This window comes from Pseudoduganella sp. R-31 (genome assembly GCF_049913235.1).
Taxonomy (GTDB): domain Bacteria; phylum Pseudomonadota; class Gammaproteobacteria; order Burkholderiales; family Burkholderiaceae_D; genus Rugamonas.
In genome coordinates, this window is record NZ_CP183986.1 from 4802457 (window position 1) to 4819023 (window position 16567).

The following is a 16567-nucleotide window of genomic DNA, read 5'->3' on the forward strand; positions in this document are numbered from 1 at the left end:
GTCCGCCATGCCTGCCGATTTTGAAGAACCAAGCAAGCGCCCCTGGGCTGACGACCCGCTGCGCGTTCCCGCACCGCGCACGGTGGAAGAAACCGGGCTGCCCTTCCTGCTGCTGGTGGAGCTGGCCAGCAAGGTGCTGTACCAGCGCGGCCAGGTCAAGCTCAACGAGCTGGCCGCCCACCTGAAGCTGCCGCCATCGGTGCTGGACCCGGTGCTGGGCTTCATGCGCACGGAAAAGCTGATGGAGATGATGCGCCGCGGCGTCAGCAACACCGATGCCGACATCGTCTACAACCTGACCGATACGGGCCGCGCCCGCGCCGCCGAATTCGTGCGCCGCGACGCCTATGCCGGCGCTGCCCCCGTAACCTTTAGCGATTATGCCGAACGCGTGCGCGCCCATAGCGTGGCGCAGATGCACGTCAAGCGCGAGCACATCCGCAAAACGTTCGATGGCATTGTCGCCAGCCCTGCAGTGCTTGACCAGTTGGGCGCGGCCATGAACAGTGGCCGCGCCATCTTTATCCATGGTCCGGCCGGCAGCGGAAAAACCTACCTGGCAGAGCGCCTGAACGGCCTGCTGCAAGGGCAGATCGCCGTGCCGCATGCGCTGCTGGTCGACGGCGACATCATCCCTGTCTATGACCCGGTGCTGCATACCATTATTGAGGACACGCCGCCGCCGGGCATGCTGTTCGACCGCCGCACCCCGCGCGACCAGCGCTGGGTGCGCAGCCAGCGACCCGCCGTGATCACCGGCGGCGAGCTGACCCTGGAAGCGCTGGACTTGCGCTTCGATCCGGCCACCCGGCTGTACCAGGCGCCGCCGCACCTGAAGGCCAACGGCGGCATCTTCATCATCGACGACCTGGGGCGCCAGCGCTGCTCGCCGGTGGAACTGATGAACCGCTGGATCGTGCCGATGGACCGCCAGGTCGACTACCTGTCGCTGCAGAACGGCTACAAGTTCCCGGTGCCGTTCGACGTGGTGGTGATCTTTTCCTCCAATATGCCGCCCGATGCGCTTGCCGACGGTTCCTTCCTGCGCCGCCTGGGCTACAAGATCCATGTCGGCCCGCAGACGCCGGAACAGTACGAGACCGTGTTCCGCCAGGTGTGCCAACGCTATTCGGTGCCGTTCGAGGCCGAGACTTTCGCCTGGCTGATGCGCCAGCACCACACGCACGAACGGCCGCTGATGGCCTGTTACCCGCGCGACCTGGTTTCGCAATTGCGCGACCTGGCCGCCTATGAAGGACGCCTGCCCACGCTGGACATCGCCTCGCTTGAGTGGGCCTGGAATAACTATTTTGCCGCGGTTTGAAGCCAAGGACGCAAGGGGATAATCATGAGGAACACACGAGCAATGATCATGATGGTGGTAGCCATCGCCCTGGCCTTCGTGGCCGTTGTGGTGGCAGCGCGCTGGATCAACGCGCAGGCCAGCGGCACCACGGCCAAGGTGGCCGTGGCGCAGGTGGACATCAGCCTGGGCGCACGCATCACGCCCGACATGGTGCGCCTGGTCGACTGGCCGGCATCGGTGCAGCCGCCGGGCGCCATCAAGGACGACAAGGCGCTGGAGTCGCGCGTCACCCGCACCAGCATCATGCGCGGCGAGCCGATCCTGGAAGCCAAGCTGGCGCCGCCCGGCACCCAGGGCGGGCTGTCGGCGGTGGTGGCCGAGGGCAAGCGCGCCATGACCGTGCGGGTCAACGACGTGGTGGGCGTGGCCGGCTTCGCCCTGCCCGGCAATTACGTCGACATCCTGGTCAACACCCAGGAAGAAGGCCAGCGCACCCAGACCAAGGACCCGACCATTTCCAAGATCGTGCTGGAACGCATCCTGGTGCTGGCGGTGGCGCAGGAATCCTCGCGCGACGAGACCAAGCCGAAAGTGGTGAATGCGGTGACGCTGGAGCTGACCCCGGAACAGGTGGAAAAACTCGACCTGGCACGCAGCGTAGGCAGCCTGTCGCTGGTGCTGCGCAACCAGGTCGACCCGAATCCCGCGCTGACCACCGGCGCCACCAAGACCACCCTGCTGGGCGCCGCAACACCCGCGCCGGCACCGAAAGCGGCGCCCGTCGCCGCCCCGGCACCGAAGCCCGTGCCGGTGCGCAAAGTGGCCACCGTGCCGCCACCGGGCGTGCATGTGGAAATGATCAAAGGCCTGGACCGCAGCAGCCAACAATTCTGATACGGAGCTACTCATGAAAAGGATAAGCACCGCTGTACCGAGCATCCTGGGCGCCCTGTTGGCCCTGCCCGCCCTGCCCACGCCTGCCGCCGCCCAGGTGGGCGCCGAAGCAGCCGTCGTGGCGCAGCAGCCCAAAATGAAGGCCAAGGGCGGCGCCATGCCCGGCAAGAAGGCGGAAGCCGCGCTGCCGGCTGCGCTGCCGGAAGGCCGCACCGAACTGGCGCCGGCCATGCAGCTGGCCGAAGGCAAGTCCAGCATCGTGCGCCTGCAGCATCCTGCAGCACGGGTGGCGGTGGGCGACGCCCGCGTGGCCGACGTGATCCTGCTCAATCCGCGCGAAGTATACATGCTGGGCCGCACCGTCGGCACCACCAACCTGATCGTGTGGCAGAAGACCGGCGACACCGTGATTGCCGACCTGACCGTCAGCGCCGACACGGCCACCCTGCAGGCGGGCATCGACAAGCTGACCGGCCAGGCCGGCATGGTCAAGGTGACCGCGGCCGCCGACTCCCTCATGCTGAGCGGCACCGTACCGGACGTGGTGATGGCCGAGCATGTGCTGCAGATGGCCAACGCCTTCGTCACGCGCCAGCGCCCGACCAGCAGCGGCGGCCCGGGCAGCGGCGCCTCGGCGCCGGCCGGCGCCAGCACGCAGGCCATCGCGCCAGTCGAAGGCAGCCTGTCGCTCAAGATCATCAATATGCTGACCGTCGCCGCGCCGCAGCAGGTGATGCTGGAAGTGAAGGTGGCCGAAGTGTCCAAGACCCTGGTCGACCAGCTGGGCGCCAGCATCGGTCTCAATCACACCATCGGCAACTGGACCTATACCCTGCTGTCCAACCTGTTGAGCGGCAACCCTTCGCTGGCCAATGCCTTCAAGAGCACCAACGGCAACTCCTTCACCATCGATGCGCAAAAGCGCGACGGGCTGGTGAAGATGCTGGCCGAGCCGAACCTGATGGCCATCAGCGGCCAGGAAGCCAGCTTCCTGGCCGGCGGCAAGATCTTCATCCCGGTGGCCTCCACCCCGGACGGCGGCGGCTTTACCCGCATCACGCTGGAAGAGAAGGAATTCGGCGTGGCGGTGCGCTTCACCCCGACCGTGCTGGGTGACGGCCGCATCAACCTGAAGGTGGCGCCCGAAGTCTCGGAATTGAACAAGGAAGGCGTGGGCATTTCGGCGGCCGGCGTCAACGGCACCGCCATCCTGCCTTCGTTCACCACGCGGCGCGCCGCCACCACGGTGCAGCTGTTCGACGGCCAGAGCTTCGCCATCGGCGGCTTGATCAAGAACAACTCGACCAACAACATCAAGGCCGTGCCGGGCCTGGGCGAAATCCCGGTGCTGGGCGCCCTGTTCCGTTCCAACGATTTCCAGACCGACCGCACCGAGCTGGTGTTCGTCATCACGCCGCGCCTGGTCAAGCCGCTGCCGCCCGACCTGGCCAATGCCCTGCCCACCTCCAACGTGACCGATCCGAGCCGCGCCCAGCGCATCTTCACCGGCCAGATGGAAGGCACCCCGCCGCAAGACAAAACCCAGAAGCAGCCTGGCAAGCAAGCCGGCGGTTTCGACCTGAACTAGGAGGCCAGCATGAAATCGTCATTCCTGCGCTGCACCGGCACTGCCCTGCTGCCTTTGAGCCTGGCGGCCTGCATGTCGACCACGCCCTACGTCGACCAGCACCTGGGCGAAGCCGCCACCGACCTGCGCCAGGCGCAGATCATGAACCCCGCCGCCGAGCGCAACATGGCGGTGCCCCTGGGGCTGGACGGCCCGGCCGCCAAGGCCGGCTACGACCAGTACGTGAAATCGTTCAAGGCGCCGGAAAAGAACGCCAATTCCTTCCTGATCGGCGTCGGCCGCTAGGAGACAGCCATGGTCCAGCGCATTCCCAAGCACCACCAGCAGCGCGGCGCCGTGGCCGTGATGACTGGCCTGCTGCTGATGCTCGTCCTGATCCCCGTGGCAGGCCTGGTGCTGGACCTTGGCCACTTATACATCGTCAAGACCGAGCTGCAGAACCTGGCCGATGCCTCGGCCCTGGCTGCCGGCAAGGACCTCGACAACTCGGACGCGGGCCTGAACAAGGCCGTCGCTTCCGGCAAGGCGCTGGCGCTGAAGAACCGCTACAACTTCGGCAGCACGCTGACGCTGCAGGACGCCAACTTCCGCTTTGCCGCCAGTCCGGACGGCCCCTGGTACACCCTGGCGCAAAGCCTGGGCAACGCCACCGGTCGCACGTTCGTGGAGGTCGACACCCGGGATGGCGGCAACGGCGGCACTGCGCAGTCGATCAATACCTGGCTGATGCGCATTGCCGGCGACAACAGCACCTCGACCTACGGCTGGGCGGTGGCGGGGCGCTACGTCAACACCGTCACCCCGGTCGGCGTCTGCGCCATCGACCCGACCCGCCGCACGGCCAACTACAGCTACGGCAGCTTCACTGAAATCGTCGAATACGGCTTCCGCCGCGGCATGTCGTACAACGTGTTCGAACTGGGCTCCCTGGGCGGCGCCGCCTCCGACCCGTACCAGATCAACCCGGTCAATTCGCCGCCCAACGCCTGCGTCTCGTCCAACTCGTCGACCAATGTCACCGCCCCCTTCATCTGCGTCGGAAACAGCGCCGTGGTGCCGACCGGGGTGGGCCAGGTCTACACCAATACCGGCGTGTCGGGGACGCTGGAAAAAGCGTTCAACTCGCGCTTCAACGATTATTCCGGCGGCTCGCAGTGCGACCCGGCCACCGCGCCGCCCGACATCAACGTCAAGGAATACCTGCCCGGCTCCGGCGAAGCACCGGCTGGATGGCAAGACGCCGGCAGCACCAACCTGCCCAGCCAGCAATCGGTCACGACCGACGGCACCCCGCAGCTGCCGAAGTACACGCTGCCCTTTGAGGCCACCACCAATATCTGGCCCAGCACGCCCAGCACCCGCGTCCCGACGCAGGCCAGCTATGCGGAACACGGCGTGCTGTGGTCCTACACGCCGGCGGTCCAGTCCGACGGTACGACGGCCGTTACGCCAGCCGAGGCCAATGGCACCAGCGCAACCAGCAAGATGTACGGCACGGGCGCCACCACCAACTATATCGACCCCGCCAATTACCCGACCACGGTCGGCGCCGGCTTCACCTCGCAGTTTGCGGCGCCGTATAACCAGGCCAGCGGCCCGACCTTCCTGGCCCCGGCCGGCCGCACCGGCGTCGAGAACCGCCGCATCCTGAACATCGTGCTGATCGACTGCCGCACCCCGCCGGTGGGCAGCGGCGCCTGCGGCGTCATGAACGTGGTCGGCATCGGCAAGTTCTTCATGCAGAAGAAGGCCGACCTCAGCGGCTCGCCGAAGAAACTGAACGTGGAATTCACCGGCCTGGTAGAACCAGTGCCCTCGTCCGAAGTCAAACTGTACAAGTGATCACCATGCGCCTTCCACCATTACGCAAGCAATCCGGCGCCGCCCTGGTCGAATTCGGGCTGGTGGCCAGCATCCTGTTCCTGCTGCTGGCAGGGGTGTGGGAGTTCGGCCGCGCCTTCGCCTATTACGATGCGCTCAGCAAGGGTACCCGCGACGGCGCCCGCTACATGAGCGTGGCGAAAAAAGCCAACATCAACTCGAGCGCCGTCGGCACTGCCAAGAGCATCGTGGTGGCCGCCGCCAACGCGGCCAAGGTACCCGGCTTCGCCAGCAGCAACGTGGTGGTCACTTGCCTGGATGCCTCCTACAACGACAGCTCCTGCATTGACGGCACCGCGCCCGGCGGCGTACGCGTCGAGATCACCGGCTACGCTGTCAACATCGGCCAGACCATTCCGCTGATCGGCAATGCGGTGCGCACCATCAACCTGACCCCGCGCACCACCATGCGCTACATGCAGTGAGGATGCCATGAAGAACCGGGCCTGCCGTCCCAGCCTGAAGCGCCAGAGCGGCGCCGCGATCGTGGAATTTGCCATCATCGGCGGCCTGCTGCTGGCCTTCATCTATGCCATCTTCGAGTTCGGCCGCATGATGTTCGTCTACAACACCATGCAGGAAATCAGCCGCCGCGGCGCACGCGAGGCAGCCGTGCGCTGGATGAGCGATGCCGACCAGACCGACATCAGGAAGTATGCGGTGTTCGGTGCCACGAGGCTCCCTGGCAGCATGGAAATCACTGATGAAAATGTCAAAATCCGCTACCTGCAGGCAAATGGCGTCGATCCGGTCATCAACCCGCCAGCGGATGCGGGCGACAATATGGCCGCCTGCAACGATGTGCTGCGCACTGCATCTTGTGTCATGTACGTCGAAGTCAAAGTCAAGGATGTCGTATTTACCCCGCTGATTTTCAAGCCCGGATCGGTCACCGTTTCCAAGCCGGCCAACACCATGCCGGAAGCCACCACTGTCGTCTACGCCGAAAGCCTCGGCTTCACCAACTGAGCGATGCCATGAAGATCACCGCCATCTCCAGCAACGATAAGCAACTGTTCGAAATCGCCCGCATCCTGCGCGAGCGCAGCCCGACCGACCAGGTCGACGTGCTGCCAGGCCTGCTCGACAAGCTGCCGCGCTTTGACGGCATGGCACCCGACCTGCTGCTGGTGGCGCAGCCGCTGCTGAACGGCGAGGACATGGACCGCCTCGAAACGCTCAGCGTGCAACACCCCGACATGGCCATCATCGTGGCCTGCACCCAGCAGACGCCCGACTTCCTGATGCAGGCCATGCGCGCCGGCGTGCGAGAAGTGCTGCCCGCGCCGATCGACGGCGCCGCGCTGCAGGCGGCGGTGCGCCGGCTGGACGAAAAGCGCAATTTCAGCGCCCGTTCGCTGGGCAAGGTGCTGGCGTTCATCTCCTGCAAGGGCGGCAGCGGGGCCACCTTCCTGGCCGCCAACCTCGGCTACGCCCTGGCTGCCGCCGAAGGCAAGAAAGTAGCGCTGTTCGACCTCAACCTGCAGTTCGGCGACGCCTCGCTGTTCGTCTCCGACCAGCGCCCGGCCGCCAGCGTGGCCAGCGTGGCGCAGCAGATGCACCGCCTGGATGCCACCCTGCTGTTCTCCAGCATGGTGCAGGTGACGCCGAACTTCCACGTGCTGGCGGCGCCGGAAGACCCGACCCAGGCCAATGACGTGCATCCCGAGCATATCGACGCCCTGCTGCGGCTGGCGCGCCAGCATTACGATTTCGTCCTGCTCGACATCGGGCGCAGCCTGGACGCCGTCTCGGTGCGCGCCCTCGACCAGGCCGACATGATCTTCCCCATCCTGCAGGCCACGCTGCCGTATATCCGCGACGGCAAGCGGCTGCTGCAGGTATTCCGTTCGCTTGACTATCGGAAGGACAAAATCCACCTGATCGTCAACCGCCATTCGAACAACGGCGACATCCGCCTGCGCGATTGCGAGCAAGCCTACGGCATGGAAATGTTCCGCACCATCCCGAACCACTACGAAGCTGCCGCCGCCTCGGTCAACCAGGGCGTGCCGATCCTGCAGCTGCAGCGCGCCAGCCCGATTTCCAAGGCTTTGCAGGACCTGGCGCGTACCCTGGCCGGCGACAGCAGTACCGAGTCGCGCGGCTGGCTGTCCCGAATCCTCCAGCGCGCATAGCGCCCCCAGACCAGCCCATGGAGCCGATCATGCAGATCCCAGCCCAGAACCTCCGCAATCGCCTTGGCGCCGCGCCAGCCAACGGCAACGTCGCCGCCCTGCGCACTTCCGAGGCAATCGACAACCGCGCCTACCAGCAGCTCAAGCACCGCATCCACCAGACCCTGCTCGACCGGGTCGACCTGGAGAGCATGCAGCGCCTGACCCAGGACCAGATCCGCGACGAGCTGAAGATCCTGGTCGAGCGCCTGCTCGAAGAGAACATGGTGGTGATCAACGACAGCGAGCGGCGCAACCTGACGCGCGACATCCAGTACGAGGTGCTGGGCTTCGGGCCGCTGGAGCCGCTGCTGGCCGACCCCAATGTGTCCGACATCCTGGTCAACGGGGCGCGCCAGGTGTACGTGGAGCGCAAAGGCTGCCTGGAACTGACTTCGGTCACCTTCAACGATGATGCGCACCTGATGAAGATCATCGACAAGATCGTGTCGCGCGTGGGACGCCGCATCGACGAATCGAGCCCGATGGTCGACGCCCGCCTGCCGGACGGTTCGCGCGTCAACGCCATCATCCCGCCGCTGGCCATCGACGGCCCGGTGCTCTCGATCCGCCGCTTCTCGGCCGATCCGCTGGGCATGGCGGAGCTGATCAGCTTCAACTCGATGACCGAGGCCATGGCCACCATCCTGCAGGCGCTGGGCAAGAGCAAGGTGAACATCCTGATCTCGGGCGGCACCGGCTCCGGCAAGACCACCATGCTGAACGCCATTTCCGGCTATATCAGCCACAGCGAGCGCATCGTGACCATCGAAGATGCGGCCGAACTGCAGCTGCAGCAGCCGCATATCGTGCGCCTGGAAACGCGTCCGCCGAACATTGAGAACAAGGGCGAGGTAACGCAGCGCGCCCTGGTGCGCAATGCGCTGCGCATGCGCCCCGACCGCATCATCCTGGGCGAGGTGCGCGGCGCCGAAGCGCTGGACATGCTGCAGGCCATGAATACCGGCCATGAAGGCTCGATGGCCACCATCCACGCCAACACGCCGCGCGATGCGCTGACCCGGCTGGAAAACATGATCAGCATGGGCGCCGCCGGCCTGCCGGTGAAGGCCATGCGCCAACAGATCTCTTCCGCCATCGGCGTGGTGGTGCAGGTGGCGCGCCTGACCGACGGCAAGCGCAAGCTGATGTCGATCCAGGAAATCACCGGCATGGAAGGCGAAATGATCACCATGCAGGAGATCTTCTGCTTCAAGCAGACCAGCGTCGGCACCGACGGCTCGGTGCAAGGCTACTTCAGCGCCACCGGCGTGCGGCCGCGCTTCGGCGAACGGCTGCGCACCTTCGGCGTCACCCTGGCCGACGACATGTTCGACCCCACCGTGCAAAAGAGGATGTAAGCCATGGACTACCTCTATTACGCCACCGGCATCCTGGTCTTCCTGGCCGTGGTGCTGCTGATCGAAGGCATGTACCTGACCTGGAATTCGGCCAAGGGGCCGGAAGCGGAACGGGTGGCGCGCCGCTTGCGCATGATGTCGGCCGGCGCCCATGCCGGCGGCGAAAGCGCTTCCATGATCAAAAAGCGCCTGCTCAGCGAAAGCCCGGTATTCCAGCGCCTGCTGCTGCAGATGCCGCGCGTCAGCCAGCTGGACCGCCTGCTGGAGCAGTCGGGCATGTCGTGGACGGTGTCGGACCTGATCGTGCTGTCGCTGATCTGCCCCGTGCTGGTAGGCGGCGCGGCACTGTTCCTGCGGGTGCCGCTGCTGCTAGTGCTGCCGCTGATGCTGGTCTCGCTCAGCTTCCCCCTGCTGCTGGTGCTGCGCGCCAAGGGCAAGCGGCTGGCCAAGGTGGACCAGCAACTGCCCGACGCGCTGGACCTGATCGGCCGAGCCCTTCGCGCCGGCCATGCCTTCCCGACCGCCATGAAGATGGTGGGCGACGAAATGAACGCGCCGATCGCCGACGAATTCAAGGCAACCTTCGACGAGGTCAATTTCGGCATCTCGATGAACGATGCGCTGATGAACCTGGCCACGCGCGTGCCCAGTACCGACCTGCGCTACTTCGTCATCGCCGTGATGATCCAGCGCGAGACGGGCGGCAACCTGGCCGAACTGCTCGACAACATCAGCAGGATCGTGCGCGAGCGCATCAAGCTGCTGGGCCAGATCCGCGTGCTGTCGGCCGAGGGCAAGATGTCGGCCTGGGTGCTCGGCCTGCTGCCCTTTGCCGCGGCTGGGATGATCCAGCTGACCAATCCCAGCTTCCTGGCCGTGCTGTACACCGACCCGGCCGGGCGCAAGATGGTTGCTGGCGCGATCACCATGATGATCGTTGGTGTCTTCGCGATGCGCAAGATTATCCGGATTCGTGTTTAGCGGGAGATTGACATGAGCGTCCTTCAAATGGCCTTCCTGGCCCTGGTGTTCCTGCTGGTGTTCGGCACCGCCTACGTGGTCATGCTGAGTTTCAGCGCCAACCCCGTGCACGGGCGGCTGCAGCAGGTGAGCGAGCTGCCCGGCAAATCGCGGCGGCGCGAACGCATCAACCCCAACCTGCTGGCGCGCATTGCGGCCTGGCTGGCGCCGGTGGCCAAGCTGTCCGGCGGCGAAACCGAAGAATGGGAGAAGTCGACGCTGCGCCTGCGCTTCATGAATGCGGGGCTGCGCCATGCTTCCATGGGGCCGCTGTACTTCGCCGCCAAGACGGCGCTGGCGATCATGCTGCCGCTGGCGCTCTATGCTTCGCTCGTGCTGTCCGGTTCAAAGCTGTCCGGCAATGGCCTGATGTTCTGGCTGCTGCTGGCGGCGGGCCTCGGCTACTACCTGCCGAACTTCCTGCTGCGCTGGGCCATCAGCCGCCGCCAGCTCGAAATCTTCGAATCCTTCCCCGATGCGCTGGACCTGATGACCGTGTGCGTGGAAGCGGGCCTGGCGATGGATGCCGCGCTACTGCGGGTGGCCGACGAAATCGGCATCAAGAGCCCGATCCTGGCCGATGAACTGCACCTGGTGACGCTGGAGCTGCGCGCCGGCCTGTCCAAGGAGCGCGCCCTGCGCAACCTGGCGCTGCGCACCGGCGTCGAGGATGTCGATGCGCTGGTGGCTATGCTGATCCAGGCCGAACGCTTCGGCACCAGCATCGCCGATTCGCTGCGCGTGCAGTCGGAACAACTGCGCACCCGCCGTCGCCAGCGCGCCGAAGAAGCTGCTGCAAAGATTGCCCTGAAACTGCTGTTCCCGTTGATCTTCTTCATCTTCCCATCGTTGCTGGTGGTGTTGATGGGGCCTGCGTTTATCTCGATTTACCGCGTCCTGCTGCCCACCATGGGCGGCGCCGACGCCGGCTAGAAAGGAATTGCCATGATCAAGCTCAAGCCAATCGCATTGGCCGCAATGGGTTGCGGCCTTCTCACGGCATGCAGTGCTCCTCCGGCATCGCATCAACTGGCCTTGCAGCCCGTCGTGCGCGGCGACATGCCGGGCAACCAGGCGGCAAGCTGGAACCGGCTGGCGCGCTTCCACCACGAGCGCGGCCAACTGGCTTTGGCTCTGGGTGCCTACGCGCAATCGCTTGCCCTCGATGCCAACCAGCTTGAGGCGCGCAACGCGGTGGCCGTGATCGAAGCGCAACGCGGCGACCTGGAACTGGCGCGCAAGGCCCTGGTGGCGCTGGTCAAGGACTATCCGGGCGAGGCGCAGCCGCATACCAACCTTGGCTATGTGCTGTACCTGATGGGCGATAACGCCGGTGCCGCGCAGAACCTGCGCCGGGCCATGGCGCTCGGTGCAGGGAAGAAGGCCTTCGAGAACCTGCAGATGGCCGAAGCCGCGATGGGCAAGCAGTCCGGCGCCGACGCGCCGCAGCTGGCCGCCGCCAGCGCAACCGATGCCGACGCGCCATCGGTCGCTGCGCAGCCTGTCATCGCGCCTTCAGTGGTGGCACCGTCCGTCGCCGCTCCATCCGTCGTTGCCGAACCGGCTGCTGCGCCGTCCATCGTTGTACCCGCCGCAAGCGCACCGCCAATCGCAACGCCGATCGTGGCCGCAGCTGCCGCCGCCCCGGTTGTCCCAGCGCAAGACGCCTCCGCACCAAACATGGCATTGCTCTCCGAGGACCCCGTCGCGCCAGCGCCGGCCCAGGCGCCGCGCAAGGAAGCGCAGCCACTGGGCGTGCTGCCCGCCACCACGGCGAGCGAAATCGCCAGCCATATGGAACTGATCAAAGTCGTCGGCTACGTCTACGAGCTGAAAGCCCGCGTCGCCGCCGAGCCGGCAGCCGCGCCGGTTGCCACCGCGGCACCAACATCCGCCGCCGTGCAGGCCGCAGCCCAGGCCGACCGCGTCCGCGTGGCACGCCTGGAAGTCTCGAACGGAAACGGCGTCGCCGGCATGGCGCGCCGCTTCCGCAACCTGCTGGGCCAGATGGGCATTCCGGTCAATCGCCTGAGCAACGACAAGCCGTACAGGCAGGTTGCCACCATCATCCAGTACAGCCCAGGCTTCGAAAAGCAGGCCGCCAGCCTGCAAAAAGCCCTGCAAGGAAAGGTGCAGCTCACCAGCAAGCAGCTGGCCTCCTGCGACGTCCGCCTGCTACTGGGCAGGGACGCACAGGTGAGCATGGCAGCCGTCACGGAGGCGATCGCAGTGTCCCAAGTTGCCATGCACGACGAAAACTAGTCCGCAAGCTCGCGCTGCAGGAAACGCCAGATTTCCGGCGCCTGCAGCGCAGCGATGTTCAGCCGCATGAACTGCGACGGCAGCTGGCTCGGCGAGAACAAGCTGCCCGGCGCCAGCAGCAAGCCCTGCCCCATGGCCTTTTCGGTCAGCACATTGGTGTCGCGTCCCGCATCGACCCACACGAACATGCCCGCCGGCGGCGCACTGGCGATGCGCATTCCCGTTTTCTCGAGCTGGCGCACGATGCGCGCACGCAGGCCGTCCAGGCGCGTGCGGATGCGCTCCGTGTGCTTGCGGTAGCTGCCTTCGGACAGCACTTTGTGCACGACGCGCTCGCCGATATCGCTGGTGGTCAGCGTTTGCAGCATCTTGCGATCGGCCAGGCGCAGCGCCATTTCTTCCGACGTGGCGATGAAGCCGACGCGCAAGTTGGCGGCCATGGTCTTGGAAAAGCCGCCGAGGTAAATCACGCGCTTCAGCTGGTCGAGCGCCGCCATGCGGGTGGCTGGCTGCACGCTGCTGCCCGGGTGCAGGTCGCAGTAGATATCGTCTTCCACGATGGTGATGCCGTGTTCTTCGGCGATGCGCAGGATCTGGAAGGCCTTGGCTGCCGACAGCGAAGTCGAACTGGGGTTGTGCAGCACGGAGTTGATCACATACAGCTTGGGCTTGTGGATTGCAGCCAGCTCGGCCAGTTGTGCAATATCGGGGCCGTCGGCCAGGCGCGGTATTCCCACCACCCGCGCCCCCAGCGCGGCAAAGGAGCCGAACATCAGGAACCAGGCCGGATCGTCGACAAACACGGTATCGCCGGGGCGGGTGAATTCGCGCGCCACCATGTCGATTGCCTGGGTAACGCCGGCGGTGGTGACGATCTGCTCCGGCGCGGCGCCGATTTCGAGCTCCGCCAGCTTGTGCTGCAAATGCTGGCGTAGCGGCAGGTAGCCCTGCGGCACGCCGTAATTCAAGAGGATGCTGCTGTGCTGGCGGCTGATGGCGCGCAGGGCGTTGCCGATCGCCACCCCATCCAGCCAATCTGCTGGCAGCACGCCCGTGCCGGGCATGTACTGGTGCGGCACGGTGCGGAACATATTGCGCACCAGCCAGACCACGTCGAGACCCTGCGTGCCTTCCGGCTGCGCCAGGCCCGGCTCGCGCGCGGGGGGCTGGGGCGCCTGCAGCGGAGCGCGGTCGCGGATATAGAAGCCGGCGCCGCGCCTTGATTCCAGGTAGCCGCGCGCGACCAGCTTGTCGTAGGCGCCGACCACGGTGAAGGGCGACACGCCGTGCGAGGTGGCGAACTGGCGGATCGACGGCATGCGCGCGCCGGCGCGCAGCACGCGGTCGTCGATGCGGGCGGCCACGCTGCGCACGATCTGGTCGCTGAGCGACTCGCCGCCCTCGCGGCTTAGCAGGATTGTATTGGTCATATCACCATCACAGTGCGTCAAATTATTCGAACAAGTGTATTGGTACTGTACTGGTTACTTATCCTACGATACACCCATCCCCCGCCAATATCCAGTGATTAAAGGAGCCTGCGCCATGAACCTGCTGCCAACCCGTGCTGAACTCGACGCCGCCGCCACCATCGTCTACGGCGCCATGCCTGCCACGCCGCAGTTTTCCTGGCCGCTGCTGAACGTGGCGCTGGGCACCGAAGCCTGGGTCAAGCATGAAAACCATACACCGACGGGCGCCTTCAAGGTGCGCGGCGGCCTGGTCTACCTGGATGGACTGCTGAAGCGCGAACCTGGCGTGGCAGGCATCGTGTCGGCCACACGCGGCAACCATGGGCAGTCGATTGCCTTTGCCGCGCGCCGCCATGGCGTGAAATCGACCATCGTGGTCCCGAACGGCAACAGCGCCGAAAAGAATGCTGCCATGCGCGGGCTGGGCGCGGACCTGATCGAGTACGGCGACGATTTCCAGGCCAGCCGGGAATATGCGCTGTCGCTGGCACGCAAGCAGGGCTTGCATATGGTGCCGTCCTGCCATGCCGACCTGGTGGCGGGCGTGGCAAGCTACTGGATGGAGCTTTTCCATGCACAGCCCGGCCTGGACACCGTGTTCGTGCCGATCGGCCAGGGGTCCGGCTTTTGCGCGGCAGTTGCGGCGCGCGAGGCGCTCGGCCTGCGCACCCGCCTGATCGGCGTGGTGTCCAGCCATGCACCGGCTTATATGGAATCGTTCCGTAGCGGCCAGTTCTGCGAGGCGCCAACCACCACGGAACTGGCGGATGGCATGGCCTGCCGCACGCCCGATGCGGGTTCGCTGGAGATCGTGCGGCGCTATGCCGATGACGTGGTTGCCGTCAGCGATGAGGAAGTGGCGCGTGCGATCCGCCTGTATTACCGCGCCACGCACAACCTGGCCGAGGGCGCAGGGGCGGCGGCGCTGGCGGCGGCCTTGCGCCTCAAGCACGATCCGCGCGTGGCGGGGTGCAAGGTGGGTTTGCCGCTGACAGGAGCCAATGTGGATGCGGAGAAGATCATGCGGGTGCTGTCAGAGGTGCTGCCATGACGCCGTATTCACATGATGGGCCCTCGTGGGAAGTTGACTGCCAAACCGGTACCCCGGTGCCTGACCCGCAGGATCAGGCACCGGCAACGCGGCGGCTGCGGGCGGGTGTCAGACCCCGTGGGTCTGACACCGAACTTCCGGTTTCAGGCGCCGAAAGCCGCGGCATGCTGCTGGGCTTCATCGGCGTCGCCATCTTCAGCCTGACCTTGCCCTTCACCCGCCTGGCCGTGGCCGGCCTCGATCCGGTTTTCGTGGCCATGGGCCGCGCCGTGGCGGCCGCTGTACTGGCCCTGTGCTGGCTGCGCTGGAAGCGCGCCCCGCTGCCGGCACGCGCCCAGTTGCCAACCCTGCTGGCAGTGACCATCGGCTGCGTCATCGGCTTCCCGCTGCTGACCTCCATCGCCATGCGCACCCTGCCCGCCTCGCACGGCGCGGTACTGGTCGGCATCCTGCCGCTGGCAACCGCCCTGTTCGCGGCCTTGCGCGGCCACGAACGCCCTTCGGCCGGTTTCTGGTGCATGGCCGCCGCCGGCAGCGCCCTGGTGGTCGGCTTCGCGCTGCGCCAATCGGGCGCAGGCCTGCACGCCGCCGACCTGGCCGTCTTCGCGGCCGTGGCGCTGGCCGCCATGGGCTATGCCGAAGGCGGCCGCCTGTCGCAAACCATGGGCGGCGAACAAGTGATCGGCTGGGCGCTGGTGCTGTCCCTGCCGCTGGCCGCGCCGGCCACCGCGTGGCTGCTGTGGCGCGACTGGAACAGCATTGCTGCCGCACCAGCCAGCGCCTGGCTGGGCTTCAGCTACGTGTCCGTGTTCTCCATGTTCATCGGCTTCTTTTTCTGGTACCGCGGCATGGCGCTGGGCGGCGTGGCGCGGGTCGGCCAGGTGCAATTGGCCCAGCCCGGACTATCGTTGGTGGCCGCCGCCGTGGTCCTGAACGAAACTTTGCATATTGAGCATATTCTGTTCACTTTTGCCGTAATTGCCGTCGTCGGCGCAGGAAAACGCATGAAAGTGGCCCGTTGACCGTGACGAATTCGGCAACGTGCAGAGTACAATAGCGACTTCACGGAACCTTTTTTCTTGGAAATCACATGTCTGTCTACGAAAAACTGAAGTCGCTCGATATCACGCTGGCTGCGCCGGCCACCCCGGCGGCCGCCTATGTCATGTACGTACAAACCGGCAACCTGGTGTTCATCTCCGGCCACATCGCCAAGAAAGACGGCGCGCCATGGGTCGGCCAACTGGGCAAGAATATCGCGACCGAAGAAGGCAAACAGGCAGCGCGTTCCATTGCCATCGACCTGATCGGCACCCTGCAGGCCGCTTGCGGTGGCGACCTGACCCGCGTCAAGCGCATCGTCAAGGTCATGAGCCTGGTGAATTCCACCCCTGACTACACCGAACAGCACCTGGTCACCAACGGCTGCTCCGAGCTGCTGGGCGAAGTGTTCGGCGACGCCGGCAAGCACGCCCGCTCCGCCTTTGGCGTGGCGCAGATCCCGCTTGGCGCCTGCGTTGAAATCGAACTGATCGCCGAAATCGCTTAACCCCCG

16 protein-coding genes are annotated in these 16567 nt (G+C 65.8%); 15 read left to right on the forward strand and 1 reads right to left on the reverse strand.

Translation table 11 applies throughout. The annotated features are described in order from the left end of the window. The first annotated feature begins 7 nt into the window (after positions 1-7). From ACN9MY_RS21680 to ACN9MY_RS21735, 12 genes are read left to right on the forward strand one after another with little or no spacing between them, the layout of a single operon-like run. Positions 8-1324 (forward strand): ATP-binding protein, encoded by a 1317-nt coding sequence (locus ACN9MY_RS21680; protein ID WP_426162587.1) that lies wholly within the window; start codon positions 8-10, stop codon positions 1322-1324. Positions 1325-1348: 24 nt separating this feature from the next. Then, positions 1349-2200 carry a Flp pilus assembly protein CpaB gene (cpaB, locus tag ACN9MY_RS21685; protein WP_426162588.1) on the forward strand — a complete coding sequence of 284 codons (852 nt, stop codon included), beginning with the start codon at positions 1349-1351 and terminating at the stop codon, positions 2198-2200. Between the two features lie 13 nt (positions 2201-2213). After that, positions 2214-3788, forward strand: coding sequence for a type II and III secretion system protein family protein (locus ACN9MY_RS21690; protein ID WP_426318580.1), 1575 nt, complete (start codon positions 2214-2216; stop codon positions 3786-3788). A 9-nt stretch (positions 3789-3797) separates the two neighbouring features. Next, positions 3798-4073: a hypothetical protein gene (locus tag ACN9MY_RS21695; protein WP_426162590.1), complete on the forward strand. Its 276-nt coding sequence runs from the start codon at positions 3798-3800 to the stop codon at positions 4071-4073. A gap of 9 nt (positions 4074-4082) precedes the next feature. Continuing rightward, positions 4083-5630 carry a pilus assembly protein TadG-related protein gene (locus tag ACN9MY_RS21700; protein ID WP_426318581.1) on the forward strand — a complete coding sequence of 516 codons (1548 nt, stop codon included), beginning with the start codon at positions 4083-4085 and terminating at the stop codon, positions 5628-5630. Positions 5631-5635: 5 nt separating this feature from the next. Further along, on the forward strand, positions 5636-6094 hold the full coding sequence (locus ACN9MY_RS21705; protein WP_426162592.1) for a TadE/TadG family type IV pilus assembly protein: 459 nt from the start codon (positions 5636-5638) through the stop codon (positions 6092-6094). A 7-nt stretch (positions 6095-6101) separates the two neighbouring features. Then, entirely contained in the window at positions 6102-6638 is a 537-nt protein-coding gene (locus ACN9MY_RS21710; RefSeq protein ID WP_426162593.1) for a TadE/TadG family type IV pilus assembly protein, read from the forward strand. Positions 6639-6646: 8 nt separating this feature from the next. Then, the gene (locus ACN9MY_RS21715) at positions 6647-7807 is read left to right on the forward strand and encodes an AAA family ATPase (RefSeq protein WP_426162595.1); all 1161 of its coding nucleotides are present in this window, start codon (positions 6647-6649) and stop codon (positions 7805-7807) included. 29 nt (positions 7808-7836) lie between these two features. Next, positions 7837-9207, forward strand: coding sequence for a CpaF family protein (locus tag ACN9MY_RS21720; protein WP_426162596.1), 1371 nt, complete (start codon positions 7837-7839; stop codon positions 9205-9207). A gap of 3 nt (positions 9208-9210) precedes the next feature. Next, the gene (locus ACN9MY_RS21725; RefSeq protein WP_426162597.1) at positions 9211-10188 is read left to right on the forward strand and encodes a type II secretion system F family protein; all 978 of its coding nucleotides are present in this window, start codon (positions 9211-9213) and stop codon (positions 10186-10188) included. A 12-nt stretch (positions 10189-10200) separates the two neighbouring features. Further along, positions 10201-11160 carry a type II secretion system F family protein gene (locus tag ACN9MY_RS21730; protein WP_426162598.1) on the forward strand — a complete coding sequence of 320 codons (960 nt, stop codon included), beginning with the start codon at positions 10201-10203 and terminating at the stop codon, positions 11158-11160. Between the two features lie 12 nt (positions 11161-11172). Then, positions 11173-12489: a LytR C-terminal domain-containing protein gene (locus ACN9MY_RS21735; RefSeq protein ID WP_426336120.1), complete on the forward strand. Its 1317-nt coding sequence runs from the start codon at positions 11173-11175 to the stop codon at positions 12487-12489. Here ACN9MY_RS21735 and ACN9MY_RS21740 read toward each other — a convergent pair. Beyond that, positions 12486-13919 (reverse strand): PLP-dependent aminotransferase family protein, encoded by a 1434-nt coding sequence (locus tag ACN9MY_RS21740; RefSeq protein ID WP_426336121.1) that lies wholly within the window; start codon positions 13917-13919, stop codon positions 12486-12488. The two genes, ACN9MY_RS21735 and ACN9MY_RS21740, sit on opposite strands and share 4 nt — an antisense overlap. A gap of 115 nt (positions 13920-14034) precedes the next feature. On the opposite strand from ACN9MY_RS21740, the gene ACN9MY_RS21745 reads away from it, so the two are divergent. The 3 genes from ACN9MY_RS21745 (at position 14035) to ACN9MY_RS21755 (ending at position 16561) form a co-directional block, all read left to right on the forward strand. Then, positions 14035-15012, forward strand: a complete 978-nt coding sequence (locus ACN9MY_RS21745) for a threonine dehydratase (protein ID WP_426336122.1) — start codon at positions 14035-14037, stop codon at positions 15010-15012. A gap of 164 nt (positions 15013-15176) precedes the next feature. Then, positions 15177-16034 carry a DMT family transporter gene (locus tag ACN9MY_RS21750; RefSeq protein ID WP_426318583.1) on the forward strand — a complete coding sequence of 286 codons (858 nt, stop codon included), beginning with the start codon at positions 15177-15179 and terminating at the stop codon, positions 16032-16034. A gap of 68 nt (positions 16035-16102) precedes the next feature. After that, positions 16103-16561 (forward strand): RidA family protein, encoded by a 459-nt coding sequence (locus ACN9MY_RS21755; protein ID WP_426162604.1) that lies wholly within the window; start codon positions 16103-16105, stop codon positions 16559-16561. Positions 16562-16567 lie beyond the last annotated feature (6 nt).

Coding starts and splice junctions, on each gene's coding strand:
- ACN9MY_RS21690 (WP_426318580.1), top strand. CDS start 2,214: ATGAAAAGGATAAGCACCGCTGTACCGAGCATCCTGGGCGCCCTGTTG.
- ACN9MY_RS21695 (WP_426162590.1), top strand. CDS start 3,798: ATGAAATCGTCATTCCTGCGCTGCACCGGCACTGCCCTGCTGCCTTTG.
- ACN9MY_RS21710 (WP_426162593.1), top strand. CDS start 6,102: ATGAAGAACCGGGCCTGCCGTCCCAGCCTGAAGCGCCAGAGCGGCGCC.
- ACN9MY_RS21735 (WP_426336120.1), top strand. CDS start 11,173: ATGATCAAGCTCAAGCCAATCGCATTGGCCGCAATGGGTTGCGGCCTT.
- ACN9MY_RS21750 (WP_426318583.1), top strand. CDS start 15,177: ATGCTGCTGGGCTTCATCGGCGTCGCCATCTTCAGCCTGACCTTGCCC.
- ACN9MY_RS21720 (WP_426162596.1), top strand. CDS start 7,837: ATGCAGATCCCAGCCCAGAACCTCCGCAATCGCCTTGGCGCCGCGCCA.
- ACN9MY_RS21740 (WP_426336121.1), bottom strand. CDS start 13,919: ATGACCAATACAATCCTGCTAAGCCGCGAGGGCGGCGAGTCGCTCAGC.
- ACN9MY_RS21680 (WP_426162587.1), top strand. CDS start 8: ATGCCTGCCGATTTTGAAGAACCAAGCAAGCGCCCCTGGGCTGACGAC.
- ACN9MY_RS21745 (WP_426336122.1), top strand. CDS start 14,035: ATGAACCTGCTGCCAACCCGTGCTGAACTCGACGCCGCCGCCACCATC.
- ACN9MY_RS21755 (WP_426162604.1), top strand. CDS start 16,103: ATGTCTGTCTACGAAAAACTGAAGTCGCTCGATATCACGCTGGCTGCG.
- ACN9MY_RS21700 (WP_426318581.1), top strand. CDS start 4,083: ATGGTCCAGCGCATTCCCAAGCACCACCAGCAGCGCGGCGCCGTGGCC.
- ACN9MY_RS21730 (WP_426162598.1), top strand. CDS start 10,201: ATGAGCGTCCTTCAAATGGCCTTCCTGGCCCTGGTGTTCCTGCTGGTG.
- ACN9MY_RS21705 (WP_426162592.1), top strand. CDS start 5,636: ATGCGCCTTCCACCATTACGCAAGCAATCCGGCGCCGCCCTGGTCGAA.
- cpaB (WP_426162588.1), top strand. CDS start 1,349: ATGAGGAACACACGAGCAATGATCATGATGGTGGTAGCCATCGCCCTG.
- ACN9MY_RS21715 (WP_426162595.1), top strand. CDS start 6,647: ATGAAGATCACCGCCATCTCCAGCAACGATAAGCAACTGTTCGAAATC.
- ACN9MY_RS21725 (WP_426162597.1), top strand. CDS start 9,211: ATGGACTACCTCTATTACGCCACCGGCATCCTGGTCTTCCTGGCCGTG.